The 19,073-nt window shown below is 59.6% G+C and carries 16 protein-coding genes and 2 pseudogenes; 9 read left to right on the top strand and 9 right to left on the bottom strand.

Translation table 11 applies throughout. The features are described 5' to 3' along the window. From PSH64_RS11570 to PSH64_RS11550, 5 genes are all read left to right on the top strand, one after another. Window positions 1-1,059 (top strand): alpha-ketoacid dehydrogenase subunit beta, encoded by a 1,059-nt coding sequence (locus PSH64_RS11570; protein WP_018929724.1) that lies wholly within the window; start codon window positions 1-3, stop codon window positions 1,057-1,059. After that, complete coding sequence (locus tag PSH64_RS11565; protein WP_305480726.1) at window positions 1,060-2,331, top strand: dihydrolipoamide acetyltransferase family protein; 1,272 nt, start codon at window positions 1,060-1,062, stop codon at window positions 2,329-2,331. A gap of 3 nt (window positions 2,332-2,334) precedes the next feature. After that, a complete protein-coding gene (gene lpdA / locus PSH64_RS11560) occupies window positions 2,335-3,720 on the top strand; it encodes a dihydrolipoyl dehydrogenase (protein WP_305480724.1) in 1,386 nt (461 codons plus the stop codon). A 301-nt stretch (window positions 3,721-4,021) separates the two neighbouring features. Further along, a complete protein-coding gene (locus PSH64_RS11555; protein ID WP_019579417.1) occupies window positions 4,022-5,041 on the top strand; it encodes a branched-chain amino acid aminotransferase in 1,020 nt (339 codons plus the stop codon). 135 nt (window positions 5,042-5,176) lie between these two features. After that, the gene (locus PSH64_RS11550) at window positions 5,177-5,518 is read left to right on the top strand and encodes a hypothetical protein (protein ID WP_105345583.1); all 342 of its coding nucleotides are present in this window, start codon (window positions 5,177-5,179) and stop codon (window positions 5,516-5,518) included. Here the strand turns inward: PSH64_RS11550 and PSH64_RS11545 are convergent. Continuing rightward, entirely contained in the window at window positions 5,508-6,431 is a 924-nt protein-coding gene (locus tag PSH64_RS11545) for a LysR substrate-binding domain-containing protein (RefSeq protein WP_305480723.1), read from the bottom strand. The two genes, PSH64_RS11550 and PSH64_RS11545, sit on opposite strands and share 11 nt — an antisense overlap. A gap of 105 nt (window positions 6,432-6,536) precedes the next feature. Here PSH64_RS11545 and PSH64_RS11540 point away from each other — a divergent pair, with 105 nt between their 5' ends. Continuing rightward, complete coding sequence (locus PSH64_RS11540) at window positions 6,537-7,145, top strand: LysE family translocator (protein WP_305480722.1); 609 nt, start codon at window positions 6,537-6,539, stop codon at window positions 7,143-7,145. Here PSH64_RS11540 and PSH64_RS11535 read toward each other — a convergent pair. Next, a complete protein-coding gene (locus PSH64_RS11535) occupies window positions 7,142-7,906 on the bottom strand; it encodes a helix-turn-helix transcriptional regulator (protein WP_305480720.1) in 765 nt (254 codons plus the stop codon). The genes PSH64_RS11540 and PSH64_RS11535 overlap by 4 nt on opposite strands. An 81-nt stretch (window positions 7,907-7,987) precedes the next feature. Here PSH64_RS11535 and PSH64_RS11530 point away from each other — a divergent pair, with 81 nt between their 5' ends. Beyond that, window positions 7,988-9,106, top strand: coding sequence for a cytochrome P450 (locus tag PSH64_RS11530; protein ID WP_305480718.1), 1,119 nt, complete (start codon window positions 7,988-7,990; stop codon window positions 9,104-9,106). Window positions 9,107-9,584: 478 nt separating this feature from the next. Here the strand turns inward: PSH64_RS11530 and PSH64_RS11525 are convergent, their stop codons facing one another. Next, on the bottom strand, window positions 9,585-9,923 hold the full coding sequence (locus PSH64_RS11525) for an FKBP-type peptidyl-prolyl cis-trans isomerase (RefSeq protein WP_018929733.1): 339 nt from the start codon (window positions 9,921-9,923) through the stop codon (window positions 9,585-9,587). A gap of 272 nt (window positions 9,924-10,195) precedes the next feature. On the opposite strand from PSH64_RS11525, the gene PSH64_RS11520 reads away from it, so the two are divergent. Next, entirely contained in the window at window positions 10,196-10,654 is a 459-nt protein-coding gene (locus PSH64_RS11520; protein ID WP_305480717.1) for a hypothetical protein, read from the top strand. A gap of 216 nt (window positions 10,655-10,870) precedes the next feature. Further along, window positions 10,871-11,935: a sensor domain-containing diguanylate cyclase gene (locus PSH64_RS11515; RefSeq protein WP_105345595.1), complete on the top strand. Its 1,065-nt coding sequence runs from the start codon at window positions 10,871-10,873 to the stop codon at window positions 11,933-11,935. A 10-nt stretch (window positions 11,936-11,945) separates the two neighbouring features. On the opposite strand, the pseudogene PSH64_RS30430 reads toward PSH64_RS11515, so the two are convergent. From PSH64_RS30430 to PSH64_RS11490, 6 genes and pseudogenes are all read right to left on the bottom strand, one after another. Further along, window positions 11,946-12,440 (bottom strand): annotated as a pseudogene (locus PSH64_RS30430) (methyl-accepting chemotaxis protein); the annotation flags it as partial. Between the two features lie 411 nt (window positions 12,441-12,851). Then, window positions 12,852-13,619 (bottom strand): annotated as a pseudogene (locus tag PSH64_RS30425) (cache domain-containing protein); the annotation flags it as partial. A gap of 80 nt (window positions 13,620-13,699) precedes the next feature. Then, on the bottom strand, window positions 13,700-14,953 hold the full coding sequence (locus tag PSH64_RS11505; protein ID WP_105345599.1) for an OprD family porin: 1,254 nt from the start codon (window positions 14,951-14,953) through the stop codon (window positions 13,700-13,702). A 94-nt stretch (window positions 14,954-15,047) separates the two neighbouring features. Next, on the bottom strand, window positions 15,048-16,352 hold the full coding sequence (locus tag PSH64_RS11500) for a CitMHS family transporter (RefSeq protein WP_105345602.1): 1,305 nt from the start codon (window positions 16,350-16,352) through the stop codon (window positions 15,048-15,050). 136 nt (window positions 16,353-16,488) lie between these two features. Beyond that, window positions 16,489-17,811: a dicarboxylate/amino acid:cation symporter gene (locus tag PSH64_RS11495; protein WP_305480715.1), complete on the bottom strand. Its 1,323-nt coding sequence runs from the start codon at window positions 17,809-17,811 to the stop codon at window positions 16,489-16,491. Window positions 17,812-17,857: 46 nt separating this feature from the next. Beyond that, entirely contained in the window at window positions 17,858-18,940 is a 1,083-nt protein-coding gene (locus tag PSH64_RS11490) for a 4-oxalomesaconate tautomerase (RefSeq protein ID WP_105345606.1), read from the bottom strand. Window positions 18,941-19,073: the final 133 nt, after the last annotated feature.

Here is a 19,073-nt window from a genome sequence, read left to right as displayed (position 1 = left end):
ATGAACGATCACAACAATAATATTCAGTTGGAAACCGCGATGACCACGACCACCATGACCATGATCCAGGCCCTGCGCTCGGCCATGGATGTGATGCTTGAGCGTGACGATAACGTCGTGGTGTTCGGCCAGGACGTGGGCTACTTCGGCGGCGTATTCCGTTGTACCGAAGGCCTGCAGAACAAGTACGGCACCTCCCGGGTGTTCGATGCACCGATTTCCGAAAGCGGCATCGTCGGTGTCGCCGTGGGCATGGGTGCTTACGGTTTGCGGCCAGTGGCCGAGATCCAGTTCGCCGACTACGTGTACCCGGCGTCGGACCAGATCATTTCCGAAGCCGCCCGCCTGCGTTATCGCTCGGCCGGCGAGTTCACCGCGCCGATGACCCTGCGCATGCCCTGCGGCGGCGGCATCTATGGCGGCCAGACCCACAGCCAGAGCATCGAGGCGATGTTCACCCAGGTCTGCGGTTTGCGCACCGTCATGCCGTCCAATCCTTACGACGCCAAAGGCCTGTTGATCGCCTCCATCGAAAACGATGACCCAGTGATCTTCCTCGAGCCGAAACGCCTGTACAACGGCCCGTTCGACGGTCACCACGAGCGCCCGGTAACCCCATGGTCGAAGCACCCCGCCGCGCAAGTGCCGGACGGTTACTACACCGTGCCGCTGGATGTGGCCGCCATCACCCGCCCGGGCAAGGACGTGACCATCCTGACCTACGGCACCACGGTTTATGTGTCGCAAGTCGCCGCTGAAGAAACCGGCATCGACGCCGAAGTCATCGATTTGCGCAGCCTGTGGCCACTGGACCTGGAAACCATCGTCAAGTCGGTGAAGAAAACCGGACGCTGCGTGGTTGTTCACGAAGCGACCCGCACCTGCGGATTCGGCGCCGAGCTGGTCGCGCTGGTGCAAGAGCATTGCTTCCACTACCTGGAAGCGCCGATCGAGCGCGTCACCGGTTGGGACACTCCCTACCCGCACGCGCAAGAGTGGGCGTATTTCCCTGGTCCGTCCCGTGTGGGCGCGGCTTTGCATCGGGTTATGGAGGTCTGAATGGGCACGCACGTTATTAAAATGCCGGACATTGGCGAAGGCATTGCAGAAGTTGAACTGTCGGTGTGGCACGTCAAGGTCGGAGACATGGTCGTCGAAGATCAGGTGCTGGCCGATGTCATGACCGACAAGGCGATGGTCGATATTCCATCCCCGGTGCATGGCAAGGTCATCGCCCTCGGCGGCCAGCCCGGCGAAGTCATGGCGGTCGGCAGCGAGTTGATCCGCATCGAAGTCGAAGGCGCGGGCAACGTTAAAGAGTCGGCTGAGCCGGTGGTTGCCGTGAAAGAAGCGCCGGCGGCGCCAGCAAAAGTTGAAACCGTCGTTGAAAGCAAACCGGCTGCGACTCCGCGTCCGGCCGCCGTTTGCCAAGGCCCGATGGTCGCCCGCGAAGCCAATGAACGTCCCCTGGCCTCCCCGGCCGTGCGCAAGCATGCGCTGGACCTTGGCATTCAACTGCGCCTGGTGCGTGGCAGCGGCCCTGCCGGGCGGATTCTGCACGAAGACCTTGAAGCTTATCTGGCTCAGGGTCGGTCGAACGCATCGACAGCCACCGCCGCTTACGCCCAGCGCAACGACGAACAGCAAATCCCGGTGATCGGCATGCGCCGCAAGATCGCCCAGCGCATGCAGGACGCCACCCAGCGTGCCGCCCACTTCAGTTACGTCGAAGAAATCGACGTCACCGCCGTCGAAGAACTGCGCGCACACCTGAACGAAAAACACGGCGCGACTCGCGGTAAGCTGACGTTGCTGCCGTTCCTGGTCCGCGCACTGGTCGTGGCCCTGCGCGACTTCCCGCAGATCAACGCCCGTTACGACGACGAAGCCCAGGTCATCACCCGCCTCGGCGCGGTGCATGTGGGCGTCGCCACGCAAGCCGACATCGGTTTGATGGTGCCGGTAGTGCGTCACGCCGAAGCCCGCAGCCTGTGGGACAACGCCGCGGAAATCTCCCGTTTGGCCACGGCTGCACGCACTGGCAAGGCCAGCCGCGATGAGCTGTCCGGCTCGACCATCACCCTGACCAGCCTCGGCGCCCTGGGCGGCATCGTCAGCACGCCGGTGCTGAACCTGCCGGAAGTGGCGATCGTCGGCGTGAACAAAATCGTCGAGCGGCCAATGGTGGTCAAAGGCCAGATCGTGATCCGCAAGATGATGAACCTCTCCAGTTCCTTCGATCACCGCGTGGTCGATGGGATGGACGCGGCGCTCTTCATCCAGGCCATTCGTGGCTTGCTCGAACAACCCGCAACGCTGTTTGTGGAGTAAGGAATGCAACAGACTCTAAATACTACGCTGCTGATCATCGGTGGCGGCCCTGGCGGTTACGTGACGGCGATCCGTGCCGGTCAGTTGGGCATTTCGACCATTCTGGTGGAAGGCCAATCGCTGGGCGGCACCTGCCTGAACATCGGCTGCATTCCGTCCAAGGCGTTGATCCACGTCGCCGAACAGTTCCACCAGACACAGCACCACAGCCAGTACTCGGCGTTGGGCATCAACGTATCGGCGCCGACCCTGGACATCGGCAAAAGCGTCGAGTGGAAGGACGGCATCGTTGATCGCCTGACCACTGGCGTCTCGGCGCTATTAAAGAAACACAAGGTCCAGGTCATTCACGGCTGGGCGAAAGTGATCGACGGTAAAACCGTTGAAGTCGGCGACACGCGGATTCAGTGCGAACACCTGGTGCTGGCCACCGGTTCGACAAGCGTCAACCTGCCAATGCTGCCGATTGGCGGGCCGATCATCTCCTCCACTGAAGCCCTGACGCCGAAAAGCGTGCCGAAACGGCTGGTTGTGGTCGGTGGCGGTTACATCGGTCTGGAGCTGGGGATTGCTTATCGCAAGCTCGGCGCCGAGGTCAGCGTGGTCGAGGCGCAGGACCGCATCCTGCCGGCCTACGATGCCGAACTGACCCATCCGGTGCACGAAGCGCTCAAACAACTCGATGTGAAGCTTTACTTGAAACACAGCGTTGAAGGCTTTGATTCACAAAGAAATTCTCTACAAGTTCGTGACCCAAACGGCGACATCCTGAATCTTGCAACCGATCAGGTGCTGGTGGCCGTCGGTCGCAAACCCAACACCCAGGGCTGGAACCTCGAAACCTTGAACCTGGACATGAACGGTTCGGCAATCAAGATCGACAACCGTTGCCAGACCAGCATGCGCAACGTCTACGCCATCGGCGACCTGAGCGGCGAACCGATGCTCGCCCACCGGGCCATGGCCCAGGGCGAGATGGTTGCCGAACTGATCAGCGGCAAACACCGCGAATTCAACCCGACCGCCATTGCCGCCGTGTGCTTCACCGACCCGGAACTGGTAGTAGTCGGCAAGACCCCGGACGAGGCCAAGGCTGCGGGGCTGGACTGCATCGTGTCCAGCTTCCCGTTCGCCGCCAATGGCCGGGCCATGACACTGGAGTCCAAAAGCGGCTTCGTGCGGGTCGTGGCACGCCGGGACAATCATCTGATTGTCGGCTGGCAGGCGGTGGGCGTGGGTGTTTCGGAATTATCGACCGCGTTCGGTCAAAGCCTGGAAATGGGCGCGCGGCTGGAAGACATCGCCGGCACCATCCACGCGCATCCGACGCTCGGCGAGGCAGTGCAGGAAGCAGCGTTGCGTGCTTTGGGGCATGCCCTGCACCTTTAAAGACTAACGCAACCCTTGGTAGCAGCTGTCGAGCACCGCGAGGCAGCGTTCGGCGACGAAGTCGTCGTAATCCGCCTGACGCGGTCTGCCTGAAAGAATGCGATGACCGGTTTTGCGACGGCTTCGCCGCCGAACGCTGCCTCGCGGTGCTCGACAGCTGCTACAACGAGGTGCATCGATGGTCGCGGAGTTCGTAATCCGGGCTGCGATTTAGGCCCGGAATGAAGTATTGTTGTCCCCATCCAGAAAAATGTCAGAAGCCTTGAACCGTTTCGACGGTTGTTAAGTGATAGAGGGTGTCATGGGTAACGAAAGCATCAATTGGGACAAGCTGGGTTTTGACTACATCAAGACAGACAAGCGCTATCTGTCGCACTGGCGTAATGGCGAGTGGGACAAAGGCACCCTGACCGAAGATAACGTGCTGCACATCAGCGAAGGCTCCACTGCCCTTCACTATGGCCAGCAGTGCTTCGAAGGCCTGAAGGCCTACCGTTGCAAGGACGGTTCGATCAACCTGTTCCGCCCGGACCAGAACGCCGCCCGCATGCAACGCAGCTGCGCGCGCCTGCTGATGCCGCAAGTGTCCACCGAACAGTTCATCGAAGCGTGCAAGGACGTGGTCCGCGCCAACGAGCGTTTCATCCCGCCTTACGGCACCGGCGGCGCGCTGTACCTGCGCCCGTTCGTGATCGGCGTGGGTGACAACATCGGCGTGCGTACCGCACCCGAGTTCATCTTCTCGATCTTCTGCATCCCGGTCGGCGCCTACTTCAAGGGCGGCCTGACCCCGCACAACTTCCTGATCTCCAGCTACGACCGTGCCGCCCCACAAGGCACCGGCGCGGCCAAGGTCGGTGGCAACTACGCCGCCAGCCTGATGCCAGGCTCCCAGGCCAAGAAGGCGCACTTCGCCGACGCCATCTACCTGGACCCGATGACCCACACCAAAATCGAAGAAGTCGGCTCGGCCAACTTCTTCGGGATCACCCACGACAACAAGTTCGTCACCCCGAATTCCCCTTCGGTGTTGCCGGGCATCACCCGTCTGTCGTTGATCGAACTGGCCAAGACCCGTCTGGGCCTGGAAGTGGTTGAAGGTGACGTGTTCATCGACAAGCTGTCCGACTTCAAGGAAGCCGGTGCATGCGGTACTGCTGCCGTTATCACCCCGATCGGTGGCATCAGCTACAAAGACAAGCTGCACGTGTTCCACAGCGAAACCGAAGTCGGCCCGGTCACCCAGAAGCTCTACAAAGAGCTGACCGGTGTACAGACCGGCGACATCGAGGCGCCAGCAGGCTGGATCGTCAAGGTTTGATCTGACGCGACTGTCCGTTTGAACACAAAAGCCCGGCCATCACATTGAAGGCCGGGCTTTTTTTCGTCCGCGTTTCGGACAAAACGTCACTAGACTTGCCACGTGCAACCGCCATCAACAGGTGCCACCAAAACCATGGATAAATTCTGGCGAAAGTATCTGGCCTTGCTGGACACCGATTTCACCACACAAGTGTTCGACAACATCAAGAACCTGCTGGTGTGCGCCCTGCTGTTCGCGGCGGGCACCAACGCGTTGCACGGCGGCCATCATGTATTCATGGGATTGTTCGCTTCAAACCTCGCCGGCTGGGGATTGATTGCAACGTCAGCACTGCTGATGCTGCTCAGTGTCAGCGACGGCTTGCGCCGGCTGTCCAGGTTGCCGTATCACACGGCGTTCCAGATCATCCTGGGTCTGGTTTACCTGGTGCTGGCGGTGCGGGTGGTGGAGATCGTCTGGGACTTCAGGGCGTAGCGGTCACGGCACGAGGTGTCTGCCAACTCAGCTCATCCTGAGCAATCCGGGCAAACAACCACTCCACAAAGATCCGCGTGTGCGCCGTCACGTCCGGCGCAACACCGTAGTAATAACGCGGCAACGGCATGCGCAACTCGGGCAACGGGCAGATCAGGTGTCCACTCAACAGATGGTTGCCCAGCAAAGAGGTCGGGCACAAGGCAAGGCCCTGTCCCTCCACGGCGGCCTGAAGCACCAGGTGCATGTGATCAAACTGCCGGGTTACCTGAGCGGCTGACTGACTTTGGCCAAAGTGCATGGCCCAATTGTGCCAGTCTTCGCGGCGGGCCTTGGCGGTCAGTAGCGTGTGGCGGCTCAGGGACGTGAGGTCTTCAAGCGGCAGGCGCTCGATCAGCGATGGCGCCGCGACCAGCAACAGTTCATCTTCGAACAGCGCTCGCGCCTCAATCGTCGGTGCCCAATCGTCACGACCACGGCGAATGACGATATCGAACCCGTCGCGTGCCTGATCGGGTGCCTGGGTCTGGGTGATCACCTGCGGCTTGATGCCGGGGTACTGCGCAACGAAATCCGCCAGCCTGGGCGTCAGCCAAAGCATGGCGAAGGACGGACGCACATTGATCTTCACCGTAGGCAGCGAGGCATGCTGCTTGAGCGCACTGGCGGCGTTGGCGATCTGCGCCAGCCCGGCGCTGACCTGTTCATAGAAGCGCTGACCGGCCGGCGTCAGCACCGATTGACGGATACGCCGCTCGAACAGCAGAACCCCCAGGTATTCCTCGAGCAATTTGATATGCCGGCTGACGGCACTGTGACTGACATGCAGCTCTTCGGCCGCCAGGCTGAAGCTCTGATGACGAGCAGCAACGGCGAAGGCGCGAACAGCATTAAGCGGCGGTAGTGGATTCATGCGTCTAATTTAGTCACCTATGCGCTGTAATTAAAGCGTTTGTCACGCCCTCCTCGCCACGCCAATCTGCCAGCACGCAGCCAATGCCACCTGACGGAGCAAGCCATGAACAGTTACGGACTCTTTGTACTCTTCGCCACCCTGACTATTTTGAGCCCGGGGCCTGGCGTGGTCCTGACTCTGTCCAACGCGGTACGCCACGGCTGGACGGGGGCGGTGCCGGGCATTCTGGGGATCGCGTCGGGGGCGTTTGTCGTCGCCGCCGTCAGCGCCACCAGTGTCGGCCTGATACTCAGCACCTCGGCGAACGCCTTTACCGCGCTGAAATACGCAGGGGCCGCCTATTTGTTGTACCTGGGCTACAAAAGCTGGCGCTCGGATCGTTTGAGTCCCTTGCTTGAAACGCGCCCCTCAAGCCCCGGCTATCGCTTCGTCGAAGCCGCTTCGCTGCAGTTTTTGAACCCCAAGGCGGTGTTTTTCTTTCTGGCGGTGTTCCCGCAATTCATCGACACCTCGGCGCACTTCTACAGCCAGTTCTTCAAACTGGTCGCCTCCTACGCCATTCTGGTGATCCTGGTGCATGGCAGCTATGCCTTGCTCGCCAATGCCGCCAAAGGCTGGTTGTCGAGCCCCAAGGGTTCCTGGCTGGCGGCGAAAGTCTCAGGGGTGACCTTCGCCGGTTTTGGCGTGCTGATGGCTTCGGCCAGTCGTTAAGCCGCAGGACCGGCAATCGCTCGGCGCCTGTTCTCGGTGGACGAGAGTGGCGCTGTCGTTCCCTGAACCGGCAGTTCAACGGCGAACCGACGACTGAGTTCCTTGTGCCCCGCTACCGTCAACGCCAACGCCCGACTGTCCAGGTCCTGCGTCACCCATTGGCGTTTGATCGCCGTTTGCAGCAACGCCGCGCCCAAGGCACCGCCCAGGTGCGGCCGACGCATGCTCCAGTCCAGGCATGGACAGGCGAAGCGGCGGCGCAAAGTGCCAAGGTCTTTGACGTCGATACCCAATCCTTCGAACAACGCTTCACCACTGTCGCTCAATCGATAAGCCTGCTCATCGGTTTGCAGCAACCACCCCGCGTCGATCATCCGGTCATGCAGCAACACCGCCAGGGTACCGGCCATGTGGTCGTAGCAGGTGCGGGCGAATTGCAGGCGGTCCGGGGTGCGCGGGTTGAACATTGGCGCAGCGTTCTGGCCGATCACCATCAACGCTTCCAGGGCCTGGGCCACGCGCTTGTCCGCGAGGCTGTAATAGCGATGGCGGCCCTGAACGTGCAAACGCACCAGCGCCAATTCCTTGAGCTTGGCCAGGTGTGCGCTGGCGGTCGAGGCGCTGACTTCGGCAACCGCCGCCAGCTCGGTGCTGGTGCGGGCGTGGCCGTCCATCAGCGAGCAGAGGATTTTCGTCCGCGCAGGCTCGGCAATCGCTGCGGCCACTTGAGAAACGCCGACGTCATGTTGTTCTGCGTTCATATTTCGCTCCCGGACGAATCAAGGCCCTTTCGGACTGGAGATAGTAGCAACACTTTTCAACCATCGATAAGGCTGCGACCCATGGACCCGATCATCGCTGCGACTCACGCCGATCCATACCCCTACTACGCGCAACTGCGTGCCGAGGGTGGATTGGTTTTTCATCAGGGACTGAAACTGTGGGTGGCCAGTAGCGCCCGCGCCGTTGCCGCTGTGCTTGCGCATCCGGACTGTCATGTGCGACCGGCGCATGAGCCGGTGCCCAGGGCGATTGCTCAGGGCATGGCCGGCAAGGTGTTCGGTCAGTTAATGCGGATGAACGAGGGTGAGCGGCAGCGTTGCCCGAGGGCGGCGATTGAGCCGGGGCTGACGCTGATTGATGTGAATGACGTCAATTCACTGGTCAGCGCTCGATTGATTACCCCAGGGGCCGATGGGTTGTACACGGCGATGTTTCGCGGGCCGGTCTGTGTAGTGGCGGCGTTGTTGGGATTCTCTCCGGCGCAGGGCCGGGCCATCAGCGAGCTGACCGCCGACTTCGTCGCCTGCCTGTCGCCCCTCAGCGATCAGGCACAACTGGACGCTGCCCATGTTGCGGCAGAACAGCTGAAGGGATACTTCATCGAGCTTCTGGCTGATCCGAACAATCGAAGCGCCCTGCTCGCCGGTATCCAGCAGCGCTTCGCCACCTCGACCGACCCGGAAACCTTGATCGCCAACCTGATTGGCCTGTTCTCCCAGACCTACGACGCCACCGCCGGGCTGATCGGCAATGCGCTACTGGCGTTGAGCCGAAACCCGCAGATCGACTCGACTCAAGTCAACGACCTGATCGCCGAAGTGCAGCGCTTCGATCCTCCGGTGCAGAACACCCGCCGCTTCGTCGCCGCACCGTGCGAAATCGACGGCGTGAACCTGAACCCCGGCGACGTCATTCTGGTGCTGCTGGCTTCGGCCAATCGTGATCCGCTGCTTAATGACGATCCCGATATGTTCCTGCTCGAGCGCCCAAACCGCCGCAGCTTCACCTTCGGCGCCGGCCGTCATCAATGCCCGGGGCAAGTGCTGGCGTTGAGCATTGCCCGCGCGACGTTGGTTGAGATCTTGGCGATGAAACCTGCTTTGGGCCGGTTGACCTGGCACTACCGCCCTTCCCTTAACGGGCACATTCCTTTGTTTGCTGATCTGCCGAACGCCTGACAGACCGTGTCATCGTTCTTCGCCTTGTATCGCGGTAATAGCGGATCAGGCTTGCAGCAAAAACAGTGTTGCCATGATTCCCCTCCCTGGAAGGAGCTGTGGCGGACACCCTTGATGATATTGAGGCATTCACCTGACTTGCCCACCCGCAAAGGGAACTGGCCGTGAACCGGGCGCTGGATAACATCGATCCGCAGTAATAGCCGATCAAGCCTTCAGCAAAAATAGTTGTTGGAATGAGCATCCGTGGCGAGGGGGCTTGTCGGAACGCCGCATCGCCCCGTTCGGCTGCGCAGCAGTCGTAAAATCAGCGTATGCGGTCAGTCCTGAGAAACCGCGATGGATTGGATTTGGGGTCGCTGCGCAACCCAACGGGGGCAAGCCCCCTCGCCACAGCAAGCCCCTCGCCACAGATAGCAAAAACCCCGCTCTCTCCTCTCAGAGACAGCGGGGTTAATCATTTCAATTCACTCGCCAATCAATCATCCCGCGTTAGCACTTCCAGCAATTCAATCTCGAAAATCAGATTCGAATTCGGCGTAATCGCCCCCATCGACCGCTCGCCGTAGGCCAGATGCGCCGGCACCAGCAGCTTGCGTTTACCGCCAACCTGCATGCCCATGATTCCCTGGTCCCAGCCCTTGATCACCCGCCCCGTGCCAATCACACACTGGAAAGGTTTACCCCGGCTGTAGGAAGAATCGAATTCAGTGCCGTCTTCCAGCCAACCTCGATATTGGGTGGTGATCAGCGCGCCTTTGACGGCGGCTTTGCCGTCGCCCACTTCAAGGTCGATTACCTGCAACTCATCATTCATTACATTCACTCTATCAGTGCGCTTGCCCGAGCGGGCTTGATGGGCGCCGTTTTCCCAGAAATGCAGGCTATTGGCAACCGTTTCGCTCTGTATCTGGCAGTGGTCGTGAACCAGACACTGTACGAAAACTGCCTGATCGCCACTCGGCGACTTTTCGTACAGCCCCTAATTTACACAACAGGACTTATGTAACCCGACAATACGCCGATACCGTGCAGCGGCACGGAAGCACCGAAGCAGCACTTACTCCATAGAAGGCAGGAGCCTGAACAATGTTTGAACACATCTGGCGCAGCATCCATTCCCCGGGCTACTTCCCCAACGTACTGGAGTGGATGATCAATATTCTCCTCAACCCGTTCATGGTGATTATGTGCCTGATGGTCGGAGCGCTGGCCGGTAAATGGTGGAGAGCCATCCCCTACGGCAGCCTCACTTGTTACGTGGTGTTCCTGAGCCGGTCGTCATTCTATCGGTGGGGAAGCATTTTCCCCGAAGCCGGCCTGCCTGCGCTGTTGATTGATGGCGCACTGCTGGCCATCCTCGGCTTCTATTTGAAAGGCGTACTCAGAACCCGCTCAGAAGCAAAACCCGAAGGCCATTGGTTGCGCTGGCTTTATCAAAGCCTGAAGGTCGTCATGCTGACAGTCATGGTGATGTTCTGGGTACTCGTCGTGCTGTTTGTCGTGACCTTCACCGTCTCGGTCGCGACCCAACCGTCAGTGGTGTGACCCACCTCCTGCTTGCCAGGGTCTGTACGAAAAGTCGCCGAGTGTCGATCAGGCAAGGCAAAAACAGGCGAAGAAGCGGAGTTTACGGGTTGTAAATGAGCATTCCGAGGCTGTTTTTAACGCAGCATGATCGACACGCAGGCAGTTTTTCGTAGAGAACCTTAATATACCCGCCACCTCCCCCACGGTTTGATACACCATGAGCGCAATTCCTCAATGAGTCAGCTCTGGATCGATATCACCATCGGCTCACTGACCTTTGCGCTGATCATCGCGCTGATCTGGCGCGATCGTTCGTTGCAAAAGCAGTTGGCCGAGTGCCGTGCGCTGATCGACAGCCTCACCGAGGGACAAAGCATCCACCAGGAAGGCGACGCCGAGCGCTTCAAACGCAGCCAATACTTCGCCCGCATCGGCACCTGGGACTGGGAAGTCGATACCGACAAGCTCTATTGGTCGGATGCAATCTACGGGATGTTCGGGTTCAAGATCGGCGAGGTGACGCCCTCCTACGCCCTGTTCTGTTCCTGTGTGCACCCGGACGACCGGGCCAAGGTCCGCGCCGGTGAATTGCGTTGCCTGGAAACCGGCGAAAACCACGACGAGGAATACCGCGTGGTCTGGCCGGATGGCAGCATCCGCTGGCTGCGGGAGACCGGCAATGTGGTCAAGAATGAGCATGACGCAACGATCAAGATGATGGGCGTGGTCCGCGACATCACCGAAGAAAAAGCCTCCGCCAGTTATCTGCAACACCTGGCCCATTACGACCCGCTGACCGGCCTGCCCAATCGCCTGGTACTCGAAGAACGCTTGTCCGACGCCCTGGAGCAGGCCCGCCTCAGCGCCACGCGGGTGGCACTGGTATTTGTCGACCTCAATGGTTTCAAGGCGATCAACGACCACTATGGCCATGCCGCCGGCGACCGCGTGCTGATCACCACCGCGACACGCCTGAAGAAAATCCTGCGCTCAACCGACACCGTCGCCCGGATTGGCGGTGACGAGTTCGTGGTCATCCTCCAAGGCCTTCCCCAAGGCAACAGCCTGCAAGACGAAGCCCGCAGCATCTGCCAGAAAATCTTCATCGAACTCGCACCGCCGGTGACCATCGGCAACGACCAGCGCCACATCGGCACCAGTCTGGGCGTGGCGGTGTTCCCGGACCATGCGCCGAGCATGGACCGCTTGATTCACATTGCCGACCTGGCGATGTATGAGGCCAAGCGCAGCGGAAATAATCAGTATCGGTTGGGTGATCAGACGGTGAGTCGGGTCTGACACAAGCGCTTCAGATCTTGAACTGTTTGACCAAGGTTTCGAGGCCGTGCCCAATGCCGTGGAGGTCATTGACCGTCTGCACGCCACGCTGGGTTTCATCGGCAACGCTGTCGATTGCCCGGGCGATTTGATGCACGCTGCGGTTAATCTCCTCCGCCACCGAAGTTTGCTCCTCCGCAGCACTGGCGATGTGCGCGTTCATGCTGTTGATAGTGGCGATTAATTCGACGATGTTGCCCAACGACTCACCGGCCTGATAAGCCTGAGTGCTGGCCCCCTCCCCGGCTTCACCGGATTGATGCATTGAGGTCACGACGGTGCTGGTGGCTCGCTTGAGGCGCTCGATCATCGCCTGAATTTCCTGGGTGCTTTGCTGGGTACGACTGGCAAGAGCACGTACCTCGTCGGCAACCACCGCAAAACCTCGCCCGGCATCACCGGCACGAGCGGCCTCGATGGCCGCATTCAGGGCCAGGAGATTGGTCTGCTCGGCAATCGAACGGATGACATCGAGCACCGTGACAATTGCCGAAACGTCGCTTTGCAGGCTGTCCAGAGACGCACCGCTGCGTCCCAGGTCCAACGTCAATCCCTGAATACGAGCAATGCTGCCGTCGACCACTTGCCGGGCGCGTCGAGTCTGCTGATCGGTTTCCATGGCCGCGTCCGATGCACTCTGAGCACTGACCGCGACTTCCTGCGCCGCCGACGACATTTGATTGATCGCCGCCGCTACTTGATCGGTCTCCTGACGCTGCTGCTCCATGGCCAGGTCCATATGCCGGGCCTGCTTGGCCACTTGCCCGACAGCGTTGCTCAATTGCCCGGTCATTGCCACGATTTGACTGACCAAACCATGAATTTTGCCGATAAAAGCGTTGAATGAACCGGCCAACTGGCCGAACTCATCCTGGCTGCCGACGGGTAAGCGTCGGGTCAAATCCCCCTCACCGGCAGCAATCTCGTCAAGACTGTCGCGGATCAGTGTCAGCGGTCGCAGGCCGGCATTGACCAATAGCAGCGCCAATACGCCAATAATTGCCAGCAATACCACGGCCACCATGATGATCCCGTAAACAATACTGCTCACCCGTCGGTCGATGTCCGCACGAACCTGCGCCACCTGGGTTTCAATGCTGTCCAGATTGACGGCCGTGACCACTACCATGTCCCATTTGGGCAGGAAAAAACTGTAGGCCAGTTTCGGCACAACTTTATCGGTATTGACCAAGGCCCCGGCATAGTTGACGTAGTGCGAGTCGTTCTTTGCTGCCGCGACCATCTCGCGATTCAGATAAACCCCGTCGCGGTCCTTTCGATCGCTCATGTTGGTACCCACACCTTCGCTGCTTTCACCGCGAAACAGGCGCACGACTTGACTGTCGTAGCCGATGAAGTAGCCGTCATCGCCATACTTCATTTTCGACAGTTGGCTGATAGCCAGGGCCCGACTTTGCAGGTCGCCACTGTTTGCGTTGTTATACAACCCGGCTATGGAACTGCGGGCGATGCTTGCATAATCTTCGAGCCTGGCCCGACTCTCGGCCAGCAACCGATCGCGGGTTTGCGTGACTTCCTGCTCCGCCAACGACAGCAGAATCTTGCTGGTGGTGATACTCAGTACCACTGCGAACAACACCACGGGAAGTAACGTGAGCAGCAGTATTTTTCGTTTAAATGACATATCCGGTTTCCTTCGTCGCGCGACCTGGACTGCTAACTGAAAAGGCGCCCGCAGCCTGCTGCGAGCACCTTCCGGCGCCGTTACCAGAGAGCAATGTCGTAAGTGAAATAGATCCGGTTGCTGTCACGTCCACGCGCGAAGTCCGAACGGTAGACATAGTTGCGCAGCTTCACGCCAAGCCCCTTGAACGTGCCGCTCTGGACCACATAGGCCAGTTCGGTGTCGCGTTCGGACTCTTTGATGTTGGTGTCGGACTTGCCGTCGTTGCCTTTGAGATAACGGGTCATGAACGTCAGCCCGGGCACGCCCACCGGTGCAAAGTCGTAACCGTAACTGAGCATCCAGGTTTTCTCGTCCTCTTCAATGAACTTGCCGATGCCGACGTTGCTGAATGAGTACACCGTCGCACCGCTGATGTATGGCAACCCGGCGTCTCCGCTGAGTTTTTGATAACCGCCACCAAAGGTGTGCCCCGCCACCGCGTAGGACAGCTGACCGCTGAGCATGTCGTTATCGATTTTCGACGCGTAGGCTCGGCCCGCGTCATTGCTGTTGAAATAGCGCAAGTCGCCGGTCAACACCCCGGGGCCCAATGGCAGATCATGCTGGATGCCGGCAAAGTTCTGGCGATAGAAGTTTTCCAGCTCACCGTAGAAGTAACTCAGACGGGTGTTCTTGCCGAGTTTGTAATCACCACCGGCGTAGGTGAAATCGCCACCTTTGTCGCCTGAGTAGCCGTCAGGAACAATCGACACGCTGTCGGTGGAATCGCGCAGCTTGAATCGGTCCAGATGACCGCCCGTCAGGGTCAGGTTTTCGATATCGGTACTGGTGACTTGTCCACCCTCGTAGGTCTGCGGCAGCAAGCGTGCATCGTTGTAGATCAGTACCGGCGTTTTGGGCAGCAGGGTGCCGTATTTGAGGGTGGTCTTGGCCAGTTTGACCTTGGCCGCAGCCCCGGCACTGGCGAACTCGTCGGCGGCGCGACCGTCATCGTGTACCGGCAACAGACCGGTGCCACTACGGCCACGCCCGGAATCGAGTTTGACCCCCATCAGGCCCAGTGCATCGACCCCGAAACCGACTGTGCCGGGGGTGAACCCCGACTGGAAATCCAGCAGGAAACCCTGGGCCCACTCGGTGCGCTCACTTTTGGCGGTTCTGGCGGAGCGCGCGCTCAAGCCATGTTCATCGCGAAAATTTTCGTTGAAATAGACATTGCGCAGTTGCAGCTTCAACTTGCTGTCGTCGATGAAATCACTCGCACCGGCAGTGGCCATCGGCAACACGCCCAGAAGAGGAAGAAAAGCCCCGCGAGTCAGGAAATGGGTCATGTCGAACTACTCATATTGTTGTTTTAAGGATGCACATGGCCGCGCGCCCGCCATCGGGAGCGTGGAGTTCTATCAGCGGTGAGTCAGGGGTGAATCAGGAGAACAGCGTCAAGGCACCGGTCAGCAGAGCCAGCGCGGTGACCACCAGGGAGGTGAGTACCGCCCATTTGACGGTGGCTCGCTGGAAATCACCGATGTCGCGATCGACCATCCCCACCAGCAACAGGGTCGAGGCCACCAGCGGGCTCATCAGATGCACCGGTTGGCCAAGAATCGACGCTCGGGCGATTTCCACCGGATCAATCCCGTAGGCCGCCGCCGCGTTGGCGAGGATCGGCACCACGCCGAAGTAATAGGCATCGTTGGACAGCACGAAGGTCAACGGCATGCTGGTGATCGCCACCACCAATGGGAACAGGTGCCCCCAGGACGGTGGAATCCAGTCCACCAGGGTTTGCGCCAGGGAGTCGACCATTTTGGTTCCGGAGAAAATCCCGGCGAAGATACCAGCCGCGAACACCAGCAGGACTACAGTCATGGCGTTGCCGGAGTGCGCGAGGATGCGTTCTTTTTGAATGTCCAGTTGCGGGTAGTTGATCATCAGCGCCAGCACGAAGCCGATCAAAAACAGGATTGCCGAGTGCATGACCCCCATCACCAGCGCGACCATCACCGCAGTCACCAGCAACAGGTTGACGTAGGCCAGTTTCGGGCGCTTGTGCGGCGTGTCCTCAAGAATCGCCTTGATGTAGCAATCGCTGCCACCGCTCTGCAGCTCGGTATTGCCGATGCGTTTACGCTCGGCGCGGCCCAGCAGGAACGCGCTGAACACCACCCACGCGGCGCCGCCGATCATGGTCGGCAACAGAGGAACAAAATACGCCCCGGCATCCAGCCCCAACGCGGCAATCGCCCGGGTCGCCGGGCCGCCCCAAGGGGTCATGCCGCTCATGATGCTCAAAGCCAGCATGGAAATGGTCGCGAGAATCATCGGGTTCATGCCGATGCGCTTGTACAAAGGCAGCATCGCCGCGCAGGTGATCATGTAAGTGGTCGTGCCGTCACCGTCCAGGGCGACAGTCAGCGACAGCAGCGCAGTGCCGACCGCGATTTTCATCGGGTCGCCGTTGACCCGCTTGAGAATCTTGCGAATCAGTGGATCAAACAGCCCCGAGTCGATCATCAAACCGAAAAACAGAATTGCGAACAGCAGCAGCGCTGCCGACGGGGCAACCATTTTCAGACCGTCGAGCATCATTTTGCCGGTGGTCCCACCAAAACCGCCGATGACTGCAAAGACGATCGGAACAATGGTCAATGCAACGATCGGTGACAGACGCTTGGTCATGATCAGGAAGGTGAACACAACCACCATGGCCAAGCCGAGTAAGGCGAGCATAGGGCAACTCTCTCTTGTTATTATGGATTGCGTGGCCGATGCGCAGGCGAACGACCCCGAGCCCGCCAGGCGACGCGATCGGCGACGCCCGGCAGCAGGTAGTAAAAAGGTTAGTGTTTGCAGCGCTTACGCGGGACTAAATGTGCGTGGTGGTCCCGACGCGGTCCCAGGTTTGATCGCCAGCCGGAACAACCGGTGGTGTTTTGCCGTCCAGGGTATCGAGCAGGACCTGACGGTCGCAGGCGCTCTCCGAGATAGAGATCACCACGGTCGCCACGGCGTTACTCGCCAGGCTGGTCAGGGCTCGCGCCTCGGACATGAAACGGTCGATCCCGATCAACAGCGCCAGGCCTGCCAGCGGAATGTCATGGATCACCGTGAGCGTGGAAGCCAGCGCCACGAAACCGCTGCCGGTCACCCCCGCCGCGCCCTTGGACGACAGCAGCATGATCGCCAGCATGGTCAAGGTTTGGGTCATGGTCAGGTCGATGTTGCAGGCCTGGGCAATGAAAATTGCCGCCAGAGACAGGTAGATCGCCGTGCCATCGAGGTTGAACGAGTACCCCGTCGGCAGCACCAGCCCCACTACACCCTTGCTGCAACCCAGGGCCTGGAGTTTCTCCAGCATGCGTGGCATGACCGGCTCAGTGGAGGACGTTCCCAACACCACCAGGAATTCTTCGCGCAGGTAACGCAGCAGCTTCCACAGGCTGAAGCCGTGGGCGCGGCAAATGCCTCCCAGCACCACAAAGACGAAGAAGGCGCAGGCGACGTACAAGGTCATGATCAACTTTGCCAGCGAACCCAGCGAGGTGATGCCGTACTGTCCGACGGTGAACGCCAGTGCCCCGAAGGCACCGATCGGCGCAAAACGCATCAAGTAGGAAAAAATCTTGAAGACCATCTGCGATGCCGCTTCCAGTACGTCGAGCACTGGCTTGCCACGTTCACCCAGGGATGACAGGGCGAAACCGCACAGCACTGCGATAAACAACACCGGCAACACTTCACCTTTACTGAACGCACCTATAAAGGTGTCGGGGATGATGTGCATGAAAAACTCGACCACCCCAAGCTTCGCCGCCGACTCGGTGTATTGAGACAGCCCCGCCGTACTCAAATGGCTCGGATCGATGTTCATGCCCACACCCGGCTTGAACACATAGACCGCGACCAGGCCGATGATCAGGCTGATCACCGTCAGCCCGAGAAACAGCAGCATGGTCTTGCTCAGCAAGCGGCCAAGAGAGCGTTTGTCGCTCATCCCGGCGATGCCGGTGACGATGGTGCAGAACACCACCGGCGCAATCATCATTTTGATCAGCTTGATGAAGGCATCACCCAACGGCTTGAGGGCAATGGCCTGCTGAGCCCAGAAGTGTCCGACCACGACGCCCAGCAGCACGGCGCAGAGGATCTGGAAGTAGAGCGATTTAACAATTTTCATGGCATCACCCATTTTTTAGAATTGTTCTGATGCAAAAACAACAGTGACTGCGCGGGAACTACCCGGCGAGCCGTTGGGAAACCGGAGCATACACAAAGCCGGAAAACAGTCTTCGGGCGGTACGAACAACAGAGGCGCGGATTGTCTCACCGTTTTTACCGGTGTAGGACAGCACGACATCGATGCCGCCGCTCGGGTGCTCGATCCGCACCTGTTGCAGACGCGGCCCTCCGGTATTGCCGAGCATCTGCGCAACCACACTGCCTTCGCTGACGCATGCAGTGGCCAGACCGATGGAACCGGTAATGGCCAGCGCACGGTGGCAGTTGTGCGGCATGAAGTAGCGAACCTGAAACGTGCCGCCGGCCTTGGCCGGTGCAACCAACACAGGCTTGGGGATGACCTTGTCGCTGACGTCGCCCAGGCCCATGGCCATGCCGGCCCGCAGCCGCAGGGCTTCGAGACGGTGCATAAAGTCTTTGTCGGCATCCAGTTCGGCCGGCGTTTCATCGCCGCGTTTGCCCAGGTGACGCGCCTCGATGATCAGCATCGGCATGGCCATGTCGATGCAGGTCACCGGAATGTCGTCGAACCAGTCCTGGGTGTTGCCGGTTGGAAACAGCTTGCCGGTCTTGCTGCCCGCCGCGTCAAGGAATGTCAGTTGAACCGGTGCCGCGGTGCCAGGCACGCCATCGATGGCGGTGTCGCCTTCATAGCTGACTTTGCCGTTTGGTGTCTGCACATCAGCGGTGACGAAGGTGCCGGTGTTGAGGTTGCGAATCCGCACGCGGGTCAGTTCATCGGCCGCCTTGACCAGCCCCTGCTCGATGGCAAACGGCCCAACCGCACAGAGCATGTTGCCGCAGTTCGGGGCGGTATCCACCCGACGCTGGGACACCATGACCTGAACGAACAGGTAATCGACATCGGCGTCGGGATGCAACGACGGGCTGACGATGGCGACCTTGCTGGTCTGCGGGCTGCCGCCGCCGATGCCGTCGATCTCCAGTTCGTGACCGGAGCCCATCACCGAGAGCAATAGTTCATCGCGCTCTTCAATCGAAACCGGTAGATCCCAGGCGAGAAATACCGGTCCCTTTGAGGTACCACCGCGCATCAGCACACAAGGAATTCGTTGCATGGCCACTAACTCTTGTTAATCAATCGGGGTAATTGATGTCTTGCAAACAAGAGTGACAGGGAAGTAATTGTGTTTCCAATGCAAAGATCGGAGCAATTATTGCGTTTCACAAAATAAAGTTTTAACGTTCAGA

It is taken from the genome of Pseudomonas sp. FP1742 (assembly GCF_030687145.1).
Taxonomy (GTDB): domain Bacteria; phylum Pseudomonadota; class Gammaproteobacteria; order Pseudomonadales; family Pseudomonadaceae; genus Aquipseudomonas; species Aquipseudomonas frederiksbergensis_D.
The sequence above is the reverse complement of the archived record's forward strand: the minus strand, read 5'-3'. Positions and strand labels throughout refer to the sequence as shown.

Bases quoted from the DNA above. Each gene is read 5' to 3' on its own strand.
- PSH64_RS11570 (WP_018929724.1), top strand. From the start codon at position 1: ATGAACGATCACAACAATAATATTCAGTTGGAAACCGCGATGACCACG.
- PSH64_RS11565 (WP_305480726.1), top strand. From the start codon at position 1,060: ATGGGCACGCACGTTATTAAAATGCCGGACATTGGCGAAGGCATTGCA.
- lpdA (WP_305480724.1), top strand. From the start codon at position 2,335: ATGCAACAGACTCTAAATACTACGCTGCTGATCATCGGTGGCGGCCCT.
- PSH64_RS11555 (WP_019579417.1), top strand. From the start codon at position 4,022: ATGGGTAACGAAAGCATCAATTGGGACAAGCTGGGTTTTGACTACATC.
- PSH64_RS11550 (WP_105345583.1), top strand. From the start codon at position 5,177: ATGGATAAATTCTGGCGAAAGTATCTGGCCTTGCTGGACACCGATTTC.
- PSH64_RS11545 (WP_305480723.1), bottom strand. From the start codon at position 6,431: ATGAATCCACTACCGCCGCTTAATGCTGTTCGCGCCTTCGCCGTTGCT.
- PSH64_RS11540 (WP_305480722.1), top strand. From the start codon at position 6,537: ATGAACAGTTACGGACTCTTTGTACTCTTCGCCACCCTGACTATTTTG.
- PSH64_RS11535 (WP_305480720.1), bottom strand. From the start codon at position 7,906: ATGAACGCAGAACAACATGACGTCGGCGTTTCTCAAGTGGCCGCAGCG.
- PSH64_RS11530 (WP_305480718.1), top strand. From the start codon at position 7,988: ATGGACCCGATCATCGCTGCGACTCACGCCGATCCATACCCCTACTAC.
- PSH64_RS11525 (WP_018929733.1), bottom strand. From the start codon at position 9,923: ATGAATGATGAGTTGCAGGTAATCGACCTTGAAGTGGGCGACGGCAAA.
- PSH64_RS11520 (WP_305480717.1), top strand. From the start codon at position 10,196: ATGTTTGAACACATCTGGCGCAGCATCCATTCCCCGGGCTACTTCCCC.
- PSH64_RS11515 (WP_105345595.1), top strand. From the start codon at position 10,871: ATGAGTCAGCTCTGGATCGATATCACCATCGGCTCACTGACCTTTGCG.
- PSH64_RS11505 (WP_105345599.1), bottom strand. From the start codon at position 14,953: ATGACCCATTTCCTGACTCGCGGGGCTTTTCTTCCTCTTCTGGGCGTG.
- PSH64_RS11500 (WP_105345602.1), bottom strand. From the start codon at position 16,352: ATGCTCGCCTTACTCGGCTTGGCCATGGTGGTTGTGTTCACCTTCCTG.
- PSH64_RS11495 (WP_305480715.1), bottom strand. From the start codon at position 17,811: ATGGGTGATGCCATGAAAATTGTTAAATCGCTCTACTTCCAGATCCTC.
- PSH64_RS11490 (WP_105345606.1), bottom strand. From the start codon at position 18,940: ATGCAACGAATTCCTTGTGTGCTGATGCGCGGTGGTACCTCAAAGGGA.